Below are 17,537 nucleotides of genomic sequence, written 5' to 3'. Positions count from 1 at the left end.
CGGTGTGCCGGGTCTCCCGCGCATGACGGCGACCACGGGCGGACGCCAGGACCCGGCGGACCAGCGCGGGCGTCGCCTGCACCCCCGTGACAGGCGACGCCCGCAGCATCCAAGTGTGGCTGCCGCAGGGTCGGCTGTGGAGTCGATTTCTAGAAATACTTTCTAGTTACTGCGTCCACGGCACATCCGGGTCCCGGTAGAAGCCGATGCCCTGTGCATCGAGGCGGGGCTGCTGGGCCGCCAGGCGGCGGCTGTACGAGGTCCAGTCCAGCGCGCCCGCCGGGGACCAGCCGAGCTCCGCCAGACCCAGGACCCGCGGGAACGCCATCAGCTCCCAGTCGGCCCGGCTCGCGACGTTCTCCGTCCACAGGGGGGCCTCCACGCCCAGGACGGCGGACTCCGGGACCCCGGCCAGGTAGGCCCCCGGGTTCCAGGAGTACGCCCGCCGCACCGGTACGTACCCGGCCCACGCCAGCCCCGGCTTCGTCGCCGCCTCGTACTTCATGTCCAGATACAGCCGGTCCGCCGGCGACAGGACCAGCCGGTGCCCCGCCTTCGCCGCCGCCGCCACGGCCGCCCGGTCCGCGGCCGAGGTCTTGTCGTGGCCCCAGTACTGCAGCACCGCCCCCTGCGCCGGCCTCGCCGCCGCCAGCTGGTGCCAGGCCATCACCGTCTTCCCGTGCCGGCCCACCACCGCCTGCGCCCGGTCCATGAAGGCCGCGTAGTCGGCCGCCGGCGTCACGTGCGCCTCGTCGCCGCCGATGTGCAGGTAGCGGCCCGGGGTCAGCTCCGCCAGCTCGCCGAGCACCTCGTCGATGAACTCGTACGTCCGCTCCTTGCCGACGCACAGCGAGCTGAAGCCCACTTTGGTCCCGGTGTACCGCTCCGGGGCCTTCCCGTCGCAGTTCAGCTCCGGGTAGGAGGCGAGCGCCGCGTTCACGTGCCCCGGCATGTCGATCTCCGGGACCACGTCCACGTACCGCTCTCCCGCGTAGGCCACCAGCTCCCGGTACTCGTCCTTCGTCCAGTGCCCGCCGGGACCGACGCCGACCTCGCTGCCGCCCCCGTACTCCGCCAGCCGCGGCCAGGAGTCGACCGCGAGCCGCCACCCCTGGTCGTCGGTCAGGTGCAGGTGCAGCGTGTTGACCTTGTACTGGGCGAGCTGGTCCACGTACCGCTTGACCTGCTCCACCGAGAAGAAGTGCCGCGCGATGTCGACCATCGCCCCCCGGTACGCGAAGCGCGGCCGGTCGGTGACCGTGCCGCCCGGCACCGTCCCCGGACCCGCCGCCGGCACCAGCTGCCGCAGCGTCTGCCCCGCGCGGAACAGACCGGCCGGGGTCCGCGCGGTGAGGGTGATCCCGCCGGGGCCCGACTCCAGCCGGTACCCCTCTTCGCCCAGCCCCTCGGCCTCCTCGTCGATGCCGAGCCGGATCCCGTCCCCCTGCGCCCCGTCGACCACCGGCAGCGGCAGCCCGCTCGGGCCGCGCAGCTGCTCCGCGAGGAGCTCGCCCACCCGGCGGACCTCCTCGTCGGCCCCCCGGCCGGTACGGATGACCGTGCCGGCCCCGAAGGAGTAGCCGGGCCCTTCGGCGCGCGCGGAGAGCGGCGCCGGCAGCAGCCGCTCGAAGGGGGCGAGGGCCGCGGGCGGATCGTCGCCGGGTCTGGCGTCGTCCCCGTGGGCGGTGGCGCAGGAAACGGAACCACCGAGGGCACCGAGGGCGAGGAGGGTGCCGAGCGTGCGTCGCAGTCGCAGGACTCTCATGGCCCAGGTATAGGCCAACTGGCCCGTCCGTGACGGTGGGAGAATCGCCGGATGGCGGAAATCATCCAGAAGGACGGCACTTGGAGCTTCGACGGGGACGCGGTGCGCATCGTGCCGGGCCGCGACAAGGGGGTGGCGCTGTTGCGGCAGACCCTCGGCGAGGTGGTCGTACCGCTGCGCGCGCTCGCGGGGATCTCGTACGAGCCGAGCCGCAAGGCGGGCCGGCTCCGGCTCCGGCTGCGTGACGGCGCGGACCCCCTGCTGCAGGTGACGGGCGGACGCCTGCCGGAGGCCTCCGACCCGTACCGGCTGACCGTGGAGTCGGACCGCAGCGGGGTCGCGGAGTACTTCGTGGACGAGGTCCGCAACGCCCTGCTGCTGGACCAGGTGGACCCCGGCCCGGTGGACACGTACCTGCTGCCGGGGCCGGCGGTGCCGATCGCGGTGGGCGCGGGCGACGGGACGGCGGCCTTCGACGGCGACCGGGTGGCCCTGGACTGGAACTGGACGACCGAGGAGGCCAAGCGCTCCGGCGGCCCGCGGGAATTCCGGATCGCCGATCTGCGCACGGTGGAGTGGTCCCCGTCGAAGGGCCTGGAGAACGGCTGGCTGCGCTTCACCCTGACCGGCGCCCCGCCGGCCCCGGCACCCAAGTACGACCCGCACACCGTGGAGCTCTTCGGCTTCAAGAAGGACCCGCTGATGGCCCTGGTCGCGGCGGCCGTGGCCGTACGGATGCCCCACCCGGCGGCGCCCCAGGAGGGCCCGGCCGACGCGGTCGCCGCGCCCGCGGAGCTCTCCTCGGCACCCGCCCCCGCCGAGGACCACGACGCCCTGCTGCGGCGGCTGCGCGAGCTGGGCGATCTGCACCAGGCGGGGGTCCTGACCGCCGAGGAGTTCACTGCGGCGAAACAGGCCGTTTTGCAGCGTTTCTAACCGGACCGACCCATTCCCTGGTCCAGACCAGGGGGATCCTGCCCGTTTTCGGGCAGGATCTTTGCGTTCGGCGCCGTTAGACGCCAATATCTACGAGTGCTCGATCGCCGCCCGTCGCATGACGACCTCGTCGACCACCTGGTGCGCAGCACCGCGCTGCAGCGCGGCGAGGCCGCCCGGGTGGTGCTCGACGTGCTCGCCTACTTCGACGAGACGACGGAGGAGTTCGTCCGCCGCCGCCACCGGGAACTGCAGTCCGGCGGAGCGGTGAACGCGGAGATCTTCGAGCGGATCGCGGCCGAGCTGCCGCACCGCGCCGTGGCGCCGCCGGAGCTCTCGCTCCGGCAGTTGCGCCGCATCGTCTACGGCTGAGCCGGCCGCCGCCGCACGCGGCTCCGGACGAGTACAGAACCGAACTTCAGGAGGGGCAGAACCGTATGTGTGGAATCGTCGGTTACATCGGCAAGCGTGACGTGGCACCACTGCTGCTGGAAGGCCTGGCACGGCTGGAGTACCGCGGGTACGACTCCGCGGGCATCGTGGTCAACACCCCGAAGGCACCGGCCCTGAAGGTCGTCAAGGCCAAGGGCCGCGTCCGCGAGCTGGAGTCCCGCGTTCCCAAGCGCTTCGCCGGCACCACCGGCATCGCCCACACCCGCTGGGCCACGCACGGCGCCCCGAGCGACATCAACTCCCACCCGCACCTGGACCCCGAGAACAAGGTCGCGGTCGTCCACAACGGCATCGTCGACAACTGCTCCGAGCTGCGCGCCAAGCTCGAGGCCGAGGGCGTCGTCTTCGTCTCGGAGACCGACACCGAGGTCATCGTCCACCTGATCGCCCGCTCCGAGGCCGACTCCCTGGAGGAGAAGGTCCGCGAGGCTCTGAAGGTCATCGACGGCACCTACGGCATCGCCGTCATGCACGCCGACTTCCCCGACCGCATCGTCGTCGCCCGCAACGGCTCCCCCGTGGTCCTCGGCATCGGCGAGAAGGAGATGTTCGTCGCCTCGGACGTCGCCGCGCTGGTCGCCCACACCCGCCAGGTCGTCACCCTCGGCGACGGCGAGATGGCCACCATCAAGGCCGACGACTTCCGCACCTACACGACCTCCGGCACGACGACCAACGCCACCCCGGAGACCGTGGAGTGGGAGGCCGCCTCGTACGACATGGGCGGTCACGACACGTACATGCACAAGGAGATCTCCGAGCAGCCCGACGCGGTCGACCGCGTGCTGCGCGGCCGGATCGACGACCGCTTCAACACCGTGCACCTGGGCGGCCTGAACCTGGACCCGCGCGAGGCGCGCGGCATCCGCCGGGTCAAGATCCTCGGCTGCGGCACCTCCTACCACGCGGGCCTCATCGGCGCCGGCCTCATCGAGGGCATGGCCCGCATCCCCGCGGACGCCGAGCCGGCCTCCGAGTTCCGCTACCGCAACCCGGTCGTGGACCCCGACACCCTCTACATCGCGGTGTCGCAGTCCGGTGAGACGTACGACGTGCTCGCAGCCGTGCAGGAGCTCAAGCGCAAGGGCGCCCGCGTCCTCGGCGTCGTCAACGTGGTCGGCTCCGCGATCGCCCGCGAGGCCGACGGCGGCGTGTACGTGCACGCCGGCCCCGAGGTCTGCGTCGTCTCCACCAAGTGCTTCACCAACACGGTCGTGGCCTTCGCGCTGCTCGCCGTCCACCTGGGCCGCATCCGGGACCTCTCGGTCACCGACGGCAAGCGGATCATCGAGGGCCTGCGCAAGCTGCCCTCGCAGATCCAGGAGATCCTCGAGGGCGAAGAGGACATCAAGAAGCTGGCGGCCGAGTTCGCCGAGGCCAAGTCGATGATGTTCATCGGCCGGGTGCGCGGCTACCCGGTGGCCCTGGAGGCCTCCCTCAAGCTGAAGGAGATCTCCTACATCCACGCCGAGGCCTACCCGGCCTCCGAGCTCAAGCACGGTCCGCTGGCGCTGATCGAGCCCTCGCTGCCGACGGTCGCGATCGTCCCGGACGACGACCTGCTGGAGAAGAACCGCGCGGCGCTGGAGGAGATCAAGGCCCGCAGCGGCCGGATCCTGGCGGTCGCCCACCGCGAGCAGGAGAAGGCGGACCACACCATCGTGGTCCCGAAGAACGAGGACGAGCTGGACCCGATCCTGATGGGCATCCCGCTCCAGCTGCTGGCGTACCACACGGCCCTGGCCATGGGCCGGGACATCGACAAGCCGCGCAACCTGGCGAAGTCGGTCACCGTCGAGTGACGATCTCCCCGCGTTGAAGGCGGGGATTCCCTTCAGCCCGCGTGGGCGGGCTGAAGGGCTTCACGCATCCGCCTCCGGCCGGTGGCCGGGACTCGCATCCGGGGGATGCTGCGCGTGCTGTTGATGTCCGAGCCGCCCGTCCGGCGGGCTCGGGCCTCGATCTCCATCGAGGCATTGTGGTCGGCGTCGTCCTCGTGCCCGCACCGGGTGCAGGCGAACAGCCGGCCGCATCCCTTACGGGACCCGGGATCGACCAGGCCGCAGGCGGCGCAGGTCTGAGAGGTGTGGAACGGCGGCACGGCGACGAGTACAGACCCGTACATGCCGGCCTTGTACTCAAGCTGCCGCCGCCGCTCCCCCGGAGTGTTGTCGAGGACCGACCGGTTCAGCCCGGCCTTCGCGCGGACGTTCCTCCCCGGGGCCTCGGCAGCGCCTTTCGCAGAGGCGGTCATGCTCTTCACGCGCAGGTCTTCGATACCGATCAGGCCGTGGCTTTTGGCGAGGTCGGTGGTGAGTTTGTGCGTGAAGTCCCGCCGCCGGTTGGCCCGGCGGGTAGTGAGCCTTGCGATCTGGCTGATCGTCGTACGTAGGCGGCGGCTGTACTTCCCTCCGCTGTGTTTCTTGGCGTAGGTGATCTGTCGCGCCTTGCGCTGTTCCAGCGCCTTGAGCCGCTTCTTCTCCTTGGCTTTCAGTGACGGGGGCATGAGGCGGGGTGTGGTCTCGGTGGAGACGAACGCGGACGCGGCAACGCCGAAGTCCACCCCGCACGCGGGCTTCCCGTTCGGCACGTCCGGCATGCGGCCCGTGTGGACGCCGAAGGAGACGTGCCAGCCGTTGCCGTCCCGGGACACCGTGGCATTGCGGACCGTGCCGCCGATCACTCGGGAGAGCCGGAACCGCAGCCAGCCGAGCTTGGGCAGACGCACCTCGGCCCACTTACGGTTCAGCTTGCGGACCTCGACCGCCTGGCCAGGGAGCGGGATCGACAGACGGTGCCCGCGCTTCTTCCGCGCCGGAAACCCAGCGGGGTGGCTTGGGTTCCAGAAATTGTCGTACGCACGGTCCAGACTGCGCAGAATCTGCTGCCCGGACTGCGCGGGCAGGTCACCCATCCACTCCAGGTCGGTCCGGGCGGCCGTCAGGAACTTGCACTGCTCGACAGAACGCAGGGTGTACCGACGCTGCTGCCACAGGTACACCCGCTGTTCAAGAGCCACGTTCCAAAGCGCACGCGCCGTATGCCCCCACCGCACCAGGACCTGGTCCTGGACCTCGGTGGGGTACGCACGATACTTGCGCCCCGCGTCCGCCTTCACGCGGCCTATGGTGCCGACGGCCCATCAACAAAATGCTCCCATGCGCGAAAAAGATAGAAAATGCCCTTTCATGGACGAGAACGGCCCCCAGAATCTCGGGGGCCGTTCCGTTCTTACGAAGCCGTTCAGCTCGCGGCGACCGCGCCGCTGCGGGACTTGCCGACGGCCATCGGCCAGTGCGCCAGGGCCGCGGTGGCCCCGTACCAGGCCAGCAGCCCGGACACGGCGGCGACCCAGCCGCCCGCCTTGGCGAGCCCGCCGCTGTCCATGAACGCGCCTATCGCCAGCAGGACGAGCGACAGGGTCAGCAGGCCGTAGACGCCCTGGCTGAACAGACCGCTCGCGGCGGCGACCGTGAGGGTCAGCGCGAGCATCGCGAACAGGACAAGAAACGTTCCGGCGGCTTCGTCGGAGACCGAAGCCCCCGCGCCCTTGGCCCACGTGAACCAGAAGATGCCGAGGCCCGCGAACGCGGTGCCGTTGAACCCGTTGCCGCCGCGGTACTCGAGGAGCCCGAGGAGGAACAGGGCCGCGCCGCCGACGTACATCGCGAGCGACACGGAGCTGGCAGCGGACACGCCGTCGATGACACCGGTGTGTCCGATACCGAACGCGAGAAGGGTGAGACCCAGGGCGATGTTCCCGAGGGTCGAAGTCGAGGCCGTGCTTCCCGCAGAGACACCATTGTCCACGGCGGGCTCCCTTCGATCTGCAGTTGTTTGCTGCGTCCCAGCAGCATTTATCTACCCTTTACACGAGGACACAACCGCACAACCTGCTTAACAGAGGGTCACGGAATGAAAACGGTGAGCGAACAGGTCGGTCACTCGTTCCCAGGGCGCAGCCCCGGGAGGCTGCGTGAGCCAGGAATCCCCTTCCCGCAGAGAGGGGAGCAGTCAAGGAATGACAACAACGGGTCGCTGCGCGCGCTTGGCCAGCCGGCCCGCCACCGATCCGAAGATCCGGCCCACGATCCCGTGCGTGGAGCCGACCACGATGGCGTCGGCCGAATACTCCCGGCCGACCTCCTCCAGCTCATGGCAGATGTCACCGCCCCGCTCGACCAGGATCCACGGCACTTCCGCCAGGTAGTCCGCGCAGGCCAGCTCCAGCCCGAGCACCTCGGTGCGGTGGTCCGGCACGTCCACGAAGACCGGCGGCTCGCACCCCGCCCACACGGTGGTGGGCAGCCGGTTGGCGACATGGACGATGATCAGACCCGATCCGGAGCGCCGGGCCATGCCGATCGCGTACGCGAGGGCGCGCTCACTGGACGTGGATCCGTCGAATCCCACAACGACTCCGTGCCGGAAGGCCGGATCGCAGGGGAGGCGTGTCTGTTCCACCGCGCGCAGATCGGCGGCCGACGCGGGGTCGGCGAGGCGTTTGCGCTTGCGGTCCGCGGGTTCGGAGAATTCGTGACCGGCCATGGGTGTCTCGGCGAAGAGGTCCTTGGAGGAAGCAACAGGGGCGAAATCGGCGACGCAGTGTGACGGAGCTCTGTCCGGGAAGCATCTTCCCAAGCCCATACCCACCAGGGTACGGCGACACTCCTGTCCTGCACAGGGCTTGCCGCCCTTGGAGAGCGTCCCAGGGAGCATGCCGGAGCGAGCGCTCCTTGGCAATGACCACTGTCCCCTACAGCCAGTGACGAGTCGGGGCGCCGCCACCCGTGCGCGCAGTGACCGAGCCGCGCCGCGCGGCGTTGGACACGAGTCCGACCGTTCAGGAAGAGCCCGCAGGGAGCACGCCGTGCCCGGTCATCCGGTTCACCCCGTCCAGCCAGCTCAGCCGACGCAGTCCGTCCGGTCCCTCCAGCCCACCGACTCGGGCCCGCAGTTCACCCCGTCGCCGCGCCCCGGCCTCCAGCCGGCCCTTCACCCGTCCGTGCGGTCCGCCGGACGCGCCCATGACGACCCTGCGGGTGACGTGGTGCGCTGGGCCGCCTTCAGCTGCCTGCTCGTCCCCGTGGTCCTCGTCGTCTACGGAACCTCCTTCGGCGGGGCGGCCGTCGCCACCCTCGGCCTGCTCGCCGTGACGGCCGCGTGCCGGGTCCTGCTGCGCCACTCGGAGAAGAACGAGCGGGCGGCGGCCCGGGTCCTGGCGGAGGAGCGGCCCGCGCCCTCCCGCCGCCGCCGGCACTCGCGCGGCGGGGCCGGGAACCGCCGCGGCTGCCACGGCTCCGGCGCCGGGTCCCCGCACGACTGACTCATTCGCACACCCACACACGCATGTTTTCAGCCAACTTCCCGGCAAGGTGGCTCCCTTGCCGGAATGTCCCCCCACCCCCCTCACCACCAGCGACGACGAACCCCGGGGGGCCTGGCGGCCCTACGGGTACTGGCCACGGCCGGTGGGCGGACTTCCCATTCGGGTAGCGGAGCGGAACGCTTACTGATCGAATGCTTTTCGCCAAGTTGAGAAGTCGACATAGCGCTGCGTGCTGAACTTGTCACGCCGACACCACGGGACGCAGTAGATTCGATCATGTATTTACGGCGGGGGATCCACGTGCAAGGCCGAGGGGAAACGTGCAGGTGCGACCAGACCAAGGAGTCGCGACACCCAAGGGGGGCTTAGCGCCATGAGCCAGGATTCCACCGCCGTCGTCACAGACGCCGGCCGGAAGCTCGCGGGGCGTCGCCGCAGGGAGATCGTCGCGGTGCTGCTCTTCAGCGGCGGACCGATCTTCGAGAGCTCCATTCCACTTTCCGTGTTCGGCATTGACCGGCAGGACGCGGGAGTTCCACGCTACCGACTGCTCGTGTGCGCCGGTGAGGACGGTCCGCTCAGGACCACCGGCGGACTCGAACTGACCGCGCCGTACGGGTTGGAGGCGATCGCCCGGGCAGGCACGGTCGTCGTTCCCGCCTGGCGCTCCATCACATCACCGCCGCCTCCGGAGGCGTTGGACGCACTGCGTCTGGCGCACGAGGAGGGGGCCCGGATCGTCGGACTGTGCACGGGAGCCTTCGTGCTCGCCGCCGCCGGTCTGCTGGACGGCCGGCCCGCGACGACGCACTGGATGTACGCGCCGACGCTGGCCAAGCGGTACCCGTCCGTCCACGTCGATCCGCGCGAGCTGTTCGTCGACGACGGCGACGTGCTCACGTCCGCGGGCACCGCGGCCGGAATCGACCTGTGCCTGCACATCGTGCGCACGGACCACGGCAGCGAGGCGGCCGGGGCCCTGGCCCGCAGGCTCGTCGTGCCGCCGCGCCGCACGGGCGGACAGGAGCGGTATCTCGACCGGTCGCTGCCGGAGGAGATCGGCGCCGATCCGCTGGCCGAGGTCGTCGCCTGGGCGCTGGAGCACCTCCACGAGCAGTTCGACGTGGAGACCCTGGCGGCCCGCGCCTACATGAGCAGGCGCACCTTCGACCGCCGGTTCCGCTCGCTCACCGGCAGTGCGCCGCTGCAGTGGCTGATCACCCAGCGGGTGCTCCAGGCACAGCGGCTGCTGGAGACCTCCGACTACTCGGTCGACGAGGTCGCCGGGCGCTGCGGGTTCCGCTCGCCGGTCGCCCTGCGGGGTCACTTCCGGCGGCAGCTGGGGTCCTCCCCGGCCGCCTACCGCTCCGCCTACCGGGCACGCCGGCCGCAGGCCGACGTGGCGCAGGTGGCCGAGATCAACGCGGGGCCGGTTCCGCACCAGCGCACTCCGCAGCCCCACCGGGCGGCGGCGGCCCTGGCCGCGGCGGGCCCGACGGTCACGGAGCTGTACGCCCCGGGCCGGGTCCTGCGGGAACACGCGTAACCCCCACAACGGGTACGGCAAGGGAGGTCCTCCATCGGTCACCGCCGATGGGGGACCTTCCGCATATGCGGTCCGCTCCGCAAGCGACCGCATAAGGTGGGACACATGAACGATCGCATGGTGTGGATCGACTGCGAGATGACCGGGCTCTCGTTGACGGACGACGCACTTATCGAGGTGGCCGCACTGGTCACCGACTCGGAGCTCAACGTGCTCGGCGAAGGCGTGGACATCGTGATCCGCCCGCCGGACGCGGCCCTGGAGACCATGCCCGACGTGGTGCGCGAGATGCACACCGCCTCCGGCCTGCTCGACGAGCTGGCCGGCGGGACCACCCTCGCGGATGCCGAGGCGCAGGTCCTGGCGTACGTGCGGGAGCACGTGAAGGAGCCCCGCAAGGCGCCGCTCTGCGGGAACTCGGTCGGCACCGACCGCGGCTTCCTGCTGCGCGACATGGCCGCGCTGGAGAGCTACCTGCACTACCGGATCGTGGACGTGTCCTCGGTCAAGGAGCTGGCGCGCCGCTGGTACCCGCGGGCGTACTTCAACAGCCCGCCGAAGAACGGCAACCACCGGGCGCTGGCGGACATCAAGGACTCCATCACCGAGCTGCGCTACTACCGGGAGGCGGTCTTCGTGCCGCAGCCCGGGCCCGACTCGGACACGGCCCGGAGCATCGCCGCCAAGCACACCGCGCCGGGCGCGTAGCGGTCCCGCGGAGAGGGGTGCGGGAAAGGGTGGAGCGAGCACCCTCCCGGACCCTGTACCCTTTTCTTCGGCCGGTCGGTTTTCCGACCGGACATGGTGGGTGTAGCTCAGTTGGTAGAGCACCTGGTTGTGGTCCAGGTGGCCGCGGGTTCAAGTCCCGTCACTCACCCTGCGGGAAGGCCCGGTCGCGAAAGCGGCCGGGCCTTCTGCTTTCCTACGAGGATTCGCGGACCACCAGCCGGTTCGGCAGCACGACGGACGCCTCGGCCGTCTCCCCGGCGATCCTCGCCAGCAGCACCTGCGCCATGGTGCGGCCCATCTCCTCGATCGGCTGCCGGACGCTGGTCAGCGGCGGGTCCATGTGCCGGGCCACCACCGAGTCGTCGAAGCCGACCAGCGCCACGTCCTGCGGAATCCGGCGGCCGGCCGCGCGCAGCTCCCGCCGGGCGCCCGCCGCCATGACGTCCGAGGCGGCGAAGACCGCGTCGAGGCCCGGGCGGCGTTCCAGCAGCTCGCGCATGGCCCGGCGGCCGCCCTCCTCGGTGAAGTCGCCGACCGAGATCAGCAGCTCGTCGGCCGGGTGTCCGGCGGCGGCCAGGGCCTGCCGGTAGCCGTCGAGGCGGCACTGGGCCCCGTACACGTCCAGCGGTCCGGTGATCGTGGCGACCGTGCGGCGGCCCCGCGCGAGGAGGTGGCGTACGGCCTCGGCCGCGCCCGCCAGGTTGTCGGAGTCCACGCTCGGGAGGGTCTCGGCGGCCGAGCGGCGGCCGCTGATCACCGTCGGGATGCCCAGCTCGGCCAGCAGCTCCGGCAGCGGGTCCCCGGCGTGGACGGAGACGAGCAGGACGCCGTCCACGCGGTGCCCGGACAGGTACTGGGCGAGGCGGCGGCGCTCGCGGTCGCTGCCCGCCAGGGTGAGGACGAGCTGGACGTCGGTCTCGGCGAGGGCGGCGCCGACCCCGCGGACCACTTCGGAGAAGTAGGGCTCGGCGAAGAAGCGGGCCTCGGGCTCGGGGATCACGAGGGCGATGGCGTCGTTGCGGTTGGCGGCCAGCGCCCGCGCGGCGCGGTTCGGTACGTACCCCAGCTCCGCCACCGCGGCCTCGACGGCGGCCCGGGTATGCTCGCTGACCTTGGGGGATCCGTTGATCACCCGGGAGACCGTGCCGCGCCCCACCCTGGCGCGCGCCGCGACCTCCTCCAGCGTGGGCCGTCCCCCGCTGCGCCCGTGCCCGTTCATGGCTTCCTCCCGGTGGTGAATCTACCTCTTGACGACTGTGGGAGCGCTCCCACACTGTGTCACAGAACACCCGGCACGTTCCGTCCTTCAGGGAGGATGCACATGCGAGCCCAAGCCCGAGTGCGAAGAAACCTCGTCACGGTGGTCAGCGCGGTGGGGGCGGCCGCCCTGCTGCTCGCGGGATGCGCGCAGGACCCGGCCGAGAAGCCCGACGCCGGCGCCCCGGCCGACGGCAAGGGGAAGACCACGCTCACCGTCGGGGTCTTCGGGGCCTTCGGCCTCAAGGAGGCCGGGCTCTACGACGAGTACATGGCGCAGAATCCCGGGATCCGGATCGAGCAGACCTCCATCGAGCGCAACGAGAACTACTACCCCCAGCTCCTCACCCACCTGGGCACGGGCAGCGGGCTCGCGGACATCCAGGCCGTCGAGGTCAACAACATCGCCGAAATCACCGCCACCCAGGCCGACAAGCTCGTCGACCTCGGCAAGGCGCCGGGCGTCGACAAGGCCGCGTACCTGCCGTGGAAGTGGGCGCAGGGCACGGCGAGCGCGGCGAAGGGCGGGGCCACGGTCGGCCTCGGCACCGACATAGGCCCGCAGGGCATCTGCTACCGCAAGGACCTCTTCGAGGCGGCCGGGCTGCCCACCGACCGGGCGGCGGTCGGGGCGCTGTGGGCGGGCGACTGGAACAAGTACCTGGAGGCGGGCCGGGCGTACAAGGCGAAGGCCGGCGACGGAAAGGCCTTCGTCGATTCGGCGTCGGGCGTGATGGCGGCGGTGACCGGAAGCAGCGCCCAGCGGTTCTACGACGAGCAGGGCAAGGTCGTCTACAAGACCAACCCGGCGGTGCGCGGGGCCTTCGACCTGGCGGCCTCCTTCGCCACCGACGGGCTGAGCGCCAAGCTCCAGCAGTTCACCCCGGGCTGGGACCAGGGCTTCGCCAACGGCTCCTTCGCGACGGTCTCCTGCCCGGCCTGGATGCTCGGCTACATCCAGGACAAGGCGGGGCCGGCGGGCAAGGACAAGTGGGACGTGGCGCAGGCGCCGAAGCCCAGCAACTGGGGCGGCTCCTTCCTCGTCGTGCCGAAGGCGGGCAAGCACGCCGAGGAGGCGGCGAAGCTGGCGGCCTGGCTGACGGCGCCGGCGCAGCAGGCGAAGCTCTTCGAGAAGCGGGGCAGCTTCCCGAGCGCGAGCGCCGCGTACAAGCTGCCGGCGGTGTCGGGCGCGCAGCACGCGTACTTCGGCGGCGCCCCGATCGGCGAGATCTTCGCGAAGGCGGCCGAAGGGGTGCCGGTGACGGTGGTCGGCCCGAAGGACCTGGTGATCGCGCAGAACCTGGCGGACATCGGCATGCTCCAGGTCGACCAGAAGGGCCGGTCGCCGCAGGAGGGCTGGGAGGCCGCCGTGAAGGCGATCGACAACGCCCTGGACCAGTGAGGCGCACGTGACGGACGAGACCGCTGTCCTGTCCCCTTCCGCCGTCGGCCCGCAGCGGCCGGCGGCGGAGGGGGGCGGCCGGGGCCGGCCGGGCCAGGCGTGGCGCTCGCGCCGCTACCGCTGGGACCTGCGCTTCAGCCCGTACGCCTTCGTGGCGCCCTTCTTCCTCTTCTTCGCCGCCTTCGGGCTGTTCCCGCTGCTCTACACGGGCTGGGCGGCGCTGCACCAGGTGGAGCTCACCGATCCCGACAGCATGACGTGGGTGGGGCTGAGGAACTTCACCCGGCTGTGGGACGACGAGTTCTTCTGGAACGCGCTGCGCAACACCTTCACCATCGGGCTGCTGTCCACGGTTCCGCAGCTGGCGATCGCCCTCGGCCTGGCCCATCTGCTCAACTACAAGCTGCGCGGGTCCGCCTTCTTCCGGGTCGCGCTGCTCACCCCGTACGCGACCTCGGTGGCGGCCGCCACCCTCGTCTTCGTGCTGCTCTTCGGCCGGGACTACGGGATGATCAACTGGGCGCTCTCGGCGGTCGGTTTCGGGGCGGTCGACTGGCAGAACGGCACCTTCGCCTCGCAGCTGGCGGTCTCCACCATCGTGATCTGGCGGTGGACCGGCTACAACGCGCTGATCTACCTGGCCGCCATGCAGGCCGTGCCGGGCGAGCTCTACGAGTCCGCCGCACTGGACGGGGCCTCGCGCTGGCAGCAGTTCCGCCACGTCACGGTGCCCTCGCTGCGGCCGACGATCCTCTTCACCTGTGTCGTGTCGACGATCGGGGCGACCCAGCTGTTCGGAGAGCCGCTGCTGTTCAACGGCGGGGGCGCTGCGACGGGCGGCTCGGACCACCAGTTCCAGACGCTCGGGCTGTACCTGTACGAGCAGGGCTGGGTGAACCTGCACCTCGGGCGGGCCTCGGCGATCGCGTGGGCGATGTTCCTGATCCTGCTGCTGATCGCCGGGGCGGCGCGGCTGCTGCGCGGACGGAAGGACTCCCGATGAGGTCTCTGCGCGCGGGCCGGCTCACGTACCTGGTGCTCGGCCTCTTCACGGCCGGCTCGCTCTTCCCGCTCGTGTGGACGGCGATCGCGGCCTCCCGCAACAGCACGCGCCTGGCCCAGACCCCGCCGCCGTTCTGGTTCGGCGGGAACCTGGGGCGCAACCTCCAGACCGCCTGGACGGACGCCAACATGGGCACCGCCCTGCTGAACACCGTGATCGTGGCGGGCACGGTCACCGCGGGCACCGTGCTCTTCTCCACCCTGGCGGGCTTCGCCTTCGCCAAACTCCGTTTCCGGGGACGCCGGATGCTGATGTCGCTCGTGATCGGGACGATGCTGATCCCGCCGCAGCTGAGCGTGGTGCCGCTCTACATGCTGATCGCGGAGCTGTCGTGGACCGACCGGCTCCAGGCGGTGATCCTGCCGACCCTGGTGGGCGCCTTCGGGGTGTTCTTCATGCGCCAGTACCTGGTGCACGCACTGCCGATCGAACTGGTGGAGGCGGCGCGCACCGACGGGGCGAGCTCCCTGCGGGTCATGTGGCACGTGGTGTTCCCGGCGGCCCGGCCGGCGATGGCGGTGCTGGGGATGCTCACCTTCGTCATGGCCTGGAACGACTTCTTCTGGCCGATCGTCGCGCTGACCCAGAACGGCAGCCCGACGGTCCAGGTGGCCCTGACCGGGCTGGGCCGGGGCTACATACCCGACCAGTCGGTGATCATGGCGGGCGCGCTGCTGGGCACGCTCCCGCTGCTGCTGGTGTTCATCGTCTTCGGCCGCCAGATCGTGGGCGGCATCATGCAGGGAGCGGTCAAGGGATGACGGACATGCGATTCCCCGAGGGGTTCCTCTGGGGCACGGCCACGGCGGCCTTCCAGATCGAGGGCGCCGCCGCCTCGCGCGGGCCCTCGATCTGGGACACGTTCTGCGCCACGCCGGGGAAGGTGTTCGGCGGGCACACGGGCGAGGTGGCGGTCGATCACCACCGGCTGTGGCGCGAGGACGTCCGGCTGATGGCCGAACTGGGGCTCGGCGCGTACCGGTTCTCGGTGTCCTGGCCGCGCGTGCTCGCCGGCGGGATCGGCTTCTACGACGCGCTCGTGGACGAGCTGCTCTCCCACGGGATCACGCCCTGCGTGACCCTCTACCACTGGGACCTGCCGCAGGAGCTGGAGGCCGCCGGCGGCTGGCCCGAACGGGAGACGGCCTACGCCTTCGCCTCCTACGCGGCCCAGGTCGCGGAGGCGCTGGCCGACCGGGTGGAGCTCTGGACCACGCTCAACGAGCCCTGGTGCAGCGCCTTCCTCGGCTACGCCTCCGGGGTGCACGCCCCGGGCCGCACCTCCCCCGCCGACTCGCTGCGCGCCGCCCACCACCTGAACCTGGCCCACGGCCTGGCCGCCGCCGCGCTGCCCGCCCGTTCCCGGGTCGGCATCGCGCTCAACCCCAGCGCGGTACGGCCGCTGACCGGCTCGGCGGCCGACGCGGACGCCGCGCGCCGTATCGACGCGCTCGCCAACCGGATCTTCACCGGGCCGCTGCTGCACGGCGCCTACCCGCAGGACCTGCTCGCGGACACCGCCGCGCTGACCGACTGGTCCTTCGTCCGCCCGGGCGACGAGGCGCTGATCCACCAGCCGCTGGACTTCCTCGGCGTGAACTACTACACGCCGGCAGTGGTGTCGGCGGCCCCCGGCGAGGACGGCCCGCGCGCCGACGGCCACGGCGGCACGGCCCACTCCCCCTGGCCCGCGGCGGACACGGTGGCCTTCCACCAACCCCCGGGCGAGCGGACCGACATGGGCTGGTCGATCGACCCGACCGGCCTGTACGACCTGCTGATGCGCTTCACCCGCGAGGCGCCCGGCCTGCCGCTGCTGGTCACCGAGAACGGCGCGGCCTACGCCCCGGACCTCGACGACCCGCTCCGCATCGCCTACCTGGAGGCCCATCTCGCCACCGTCCACCGCGCCTTGGCGGACGGCGCCCCCGTCGAGGGCTACTTCCTGTGGTCGCTGCTGGACAACTTCGAGTGGTCCTACGGCTACAGCAAGCGCTTCGGCATCGTGCACGTCGACTACGAGACCCAGACCCGCACCCCGCGCTCCAGCGCCCACTGGTACGCCCGCCTGGCCCGCAAGGGTGTGATGCCCGCGGGCTTGTAGATTCGCCCCCATGCGCTTCACCACGCCGCCGCGCCCCCTGGACGTGGAGTCCCTCTTCCCCGAACTGGCAGCCCACCGCCGTACGGCGACCCGGCTGCACCCGCGCGCCGGGACGGCCGGGGTCCGCGACAGCCACATCGGCGGGCCGATGCTGTGGCCGGCCGACGAACCGTGGCCGGTGTGCGAGGCCCCGCACGGGCGCGGCGCGTCGGCGGCCGGCCCCCGGCCGCTGCTGGCCGTGGCCCAGCTCTACGGCCGGGACGTGCCGGACCTGCCCGCCGGCCCGGACGGCGGCGATCTGCTCCAGGTGTTCTGGTGCCCCTTCGACGCGCACGGTCCCACGGGCGCCGGCATGTACGTGCACCTGCACTGGCGCCGCGCCGCAGAGGTGCGCCAGGTCCTGGCCGAGCCGCCGGCCCCCGGTCCGGTCGGCTTCGACGGCTACGTGCCGAGCCCGTGCGTGCTGCACCCGGAGCAGGTCACCGAGTACCCGTACATCGAGCTGCTCGCCGGAGCCCTCGGCGAACGCGTCGAGGAGTGGGAGGACGCCCAGGAGGAGGCCGCCTACGAGGCCGACGGGAGCGGAGCGGACGGCGACGGCGACGCCGACCCCGTGCCGACCTATCAGAGCGACCTCTCCATCGCTCCGGGCTGGAAGGCCGGCGGCCACTCCGCGTGGAACGTCACCGGGCCCGGGGCGATGGACTGCCGCACCTGCGGCTCGGCGATGGATCTGCTCCTGACGATCGCCACGCGCGAGTGGCACTCGGACGGTACGAGCTGGATCCCGCTGGAGGAGCGGCCGGACGACCACACCCACGCGCCGACCGGAGTGGTCGTCGGCAACCACGGCAAGCTCAACATCTTCACCTGCCCCCAAGACCCGGCCCACCCGAACGAGTTCAGCGTGCAGTAGTCCGGCCCGGCCCGGCGGGCGCGGCGCTGGACCGACT

16 protein-coding genes and 1 tRNA gene are annotated in these 17,537 nt (G+C 71.4%); 12 read left to right on the top strand and 5 right to left on the bottom strand.

Going from position 1 to position 17,537, the window contains the following annotated elements:
- Window positions 1-166: 166 nt before the first annotated feature.
- Window positions 167-1,765, bottom strand: coding sequence for a beta-N-acetylhexosaminidase (locus tag ACIPYQ_RS00995; RefSeq protein WP_401244997.1), 1,599 nt, complete (start codon window positions 1,763-1,765; stop codon window positions 167-169).
- A 51-nt stretch (window positions 1,766-1,816) separates the two neighbouring features.
- Between ACIPYQ_RS00995 and ACIPYQ_RS00990 the strand changes: the two genes are divergently transcribed.
- The 3 genes from ACIPYQ_RS00990 to glmS all read left to right on the top strand — a co-directional run bounded on the left by ACIPYQ_RS00990 (window position 1,817) and on the right by glmS (window position 4,956).
- Window positions 1,817-2,701 carry a DUF4429 domain-containing protein gene (locus ACIPYQ_RS00990; protein WP_401244995.1) on the top strand — a complete coding sequence of 295 codons (885 nt, stop codon included), beginning with the start codon at window positions 1,817-1,819 and terminating at the stop codon, window positions 2,699-2,701.
- 96 nt (window positions 2,702-2,797) lie between these two features.
- A complete protein-coding gene (locus ACIPYQ_RS00985) occupies window positions 2,798-3,073 on the top strand; it encodes a hypothetical protein (protein ID WP_030008735.1) in 276 nt (91 codons plus the stop codon).
- 65 nt (window positions 3,074-3,138) lie between these two features.
- Window positions 3,139-4,956 (top strand): glutamine--fructose-6-phosphate transaminase (isomerizing), encoded by a 1,818-nt coding sequence (gene glmS / locus ACIPYQ_RS00980; protein WP_401244993.1) that lies wholly within the window; start codon window positions 3,139-3,141, stop codon window positions 4,954-4,956.
- A 32-nt stretch (window positions 4,957-4,988) separates the two neighbouring features.
- Here the strand turns inward: glmS and ACIPYQ_RS00975 are convergent, their stop codons facing one another.
- The 3 genes from ACIPYQ_RS00975 to ACIPYQ_RS00965 form a co-directional block, all read right to left on the bottom strand.
- Window positions 4,989-6,272, bottom strand: coding sequence for an RNA-guided endonuclease InsQ/TnpB family protein (locus ACIPYQ_RS00975; RefSeq protein WP_401244991.1), 1,284 nt, complete (start codon window positions 6,270-6,272; stop codon window positions 4,989-4,991).
- A gap of 125 nt (window positions 6,273-6,397) precedes the next feature.
- On the bottom strand, window positions 6,398-6,964 hold the full coding sequence (locus ACIPYQ_RS00970) for an acetate uptake transporter (protein WP_361766575.1): 567 nt from the start codon (window positions 6,962-6,964) through the stop codon (window positions 6,398-6,400).
- Window positions 6,965-7,168: 204 nt separating this feature from the next.
- Window positions 7,169-7,702, bottom strand: a complete 534-nt coding sequence (locus ACIPYQ_RS00965) for a universal stress protein (RefSeq protein WP_319722977.1) — start codon at window positions 7,700-7,702, stop codon at window positions 7,169-7,171.
- Window positions 7,703-8,024: 322 nt separating this feature from the next.
- On the opposite strand from ACIPYQ_RS00965, the gene ACIPYQ_RS00960 reads away from it, so the two are divergent.
- The 4 genes from ACIPYQ_RS00960 (at window position 8,025) to ACIPYQ_RS00945 (ending at window position 10,906) form a co-directional block, all read left to right on the top strand.
- Window positions 8,025-8,480: a hypothetical protein gene (locus tag ACIPYQ_RS00960; RefSeq protein ID WP_401244988.1), complete on the top strand. Its 456-nt coding sequence runs from the start codon at window positions 8,025-8,027 to the stop codon at window positions 8,478-8,480.
- A 376-nt stretch (window positions 8,481-8,856) separates the two neighbouring features.
- Complete coding sequence (locus tag ACIPYQ_RS00955) at window positions 8,857-10,029, top strand: helix-turn-helix domain-containing protein (protein WP_361766581.1); 1,173 nt, start codon at window positions 8,857-8,859, stop codon at window positions 10,027-10,029.
- 105 nt (window positions 10,030-10,134) lie between these two features.
- On the top strand, window positions 10,135-10,737 hold the full coding sequence (gene orn, locus ACIPYQ_RS00950) for an oligoribonuclease (protein WP_030760509.1): 603 nt from the start codon (window positions 10,135-10,137) through the stop codon (window positions 10,735-10,737).
- Window positions 10,738-10,833: 96 nt separating this feature from the next.
- Window positions 10,834-10,906: transfer RNA gene (locus tag ACIPYQ_RS00945), tRNA-His, on the top strand.
- 45 nt (window positions 10,907-10,951) lie between these two features.
- Here the strand turns inward: ACIPYQ_RS00945 and ACIPYQ_RS00940 are convergent.
- The gene (locus ACIPYQ_RS00940) at window positions 10,952-11,977 is read right to left on the bottom strand and encodes a LacI family DNA-binding transcriptional regulator (protein ID WP_362242286.1); all 1,026 of its coding nucleotides are present in this window, start codon (window positions 11,975-11,977) and stop codon (window positions 10,952-10,954) included.
- A 102-nt stretch (window positions 11,978-12,079) separates the two neighbouring features.
- Between ACIPYQ_RS00940 and ACIPYQ_RS00935 the strand changes: the two genes are divergently transcribed.
- The 5 genes from ACIPYQ_RS00935 to ACIPYQ_RS00915 are packed head-to-tail and all read left to right on the top strand — an operon-like array spanning window position 12,080 to window position 17,500.
- Window positions 12,080-13,417: an extracellular solute-binding protein gene (locus ACIPYQ_RS00935; RefSeq protein WP_361766587.1), complete on the top strand. Its 1,338-nt coding sequence runs from the start codon at window positions 12,080-12,082 to the stop codon at window positions 13,415-13,417.
- 7 nt (window positions 13,418-13,424) lie between these two features.
- Window positions 13,425-14,420, top strand: a complete 996-nt coding sequence (locus tag ACIPYQ_RS00930; protein WP_401244985.1) for a carbohydrate ABC transporter permease — start codon at window positions 13,425-13,427, stop codon at window positions 14,418-14,420.
- Window positions 14,417-15,241 (top strand): carbohydrate ABC transporter permease, encoded by an 825-nt coding sequence (locus ACIPYQ_RS00925; protein ID WP_361766590.1) that lies wholly within the window; start codon window positions 14,417-14,419, stop codon window positions 15,239-15,241. Before ACIPYQ_RS00930 ends, ACIPYQ_RS00925 begins: the two co-directional genes overlap by 4 nt.
- The gene (locus ACIPYQ_RS00920) at window positions 15,238-16,584 is read left to right on the top strand and encodes a GH1 family beta-glucosidase (protein ID WP_401244982.1); all 1,347 of its coding nucleotides are present in this window, start codon (window positions 15,238-15,240) and stop codon (window positions 16,582-16,584) included. Before ACIPYQ_RS00925 ends, ACIPYQ_RS00920 begins: the two co-directional genes overlap by 4 nt.
- Window positions 16,585-16,594: 10 nt before the next feature.
- Window positions 16,595-17,500: a hypothetical protein gene (locus tag ACIPYQ_RS00915; RefSeq protein WP_401244980.1), complete on the top strand. Its 906-nt coding sequence runs from the start codon at window positions 16,595-16,597 to the stop codon at window positions 17,498-17,500.
- The last annotated feature ends 37 nt before the right edge of the window (window positions 17,501-17,537 follow it).

The sequence above is a fragment of the Streptomyces sp. NPDC090045 genome (assembly GCF_044747975.1).
Lineage (GTDB): Bacteria > Actinomycetota > Actinomycetes > Streptomycetales > Streptomycetaceae > Streptomyces.
Note: the sequence above shows the minus strand (reverse complement) of the source record. Positions and strands in the feature narration are given on the sequence as shown.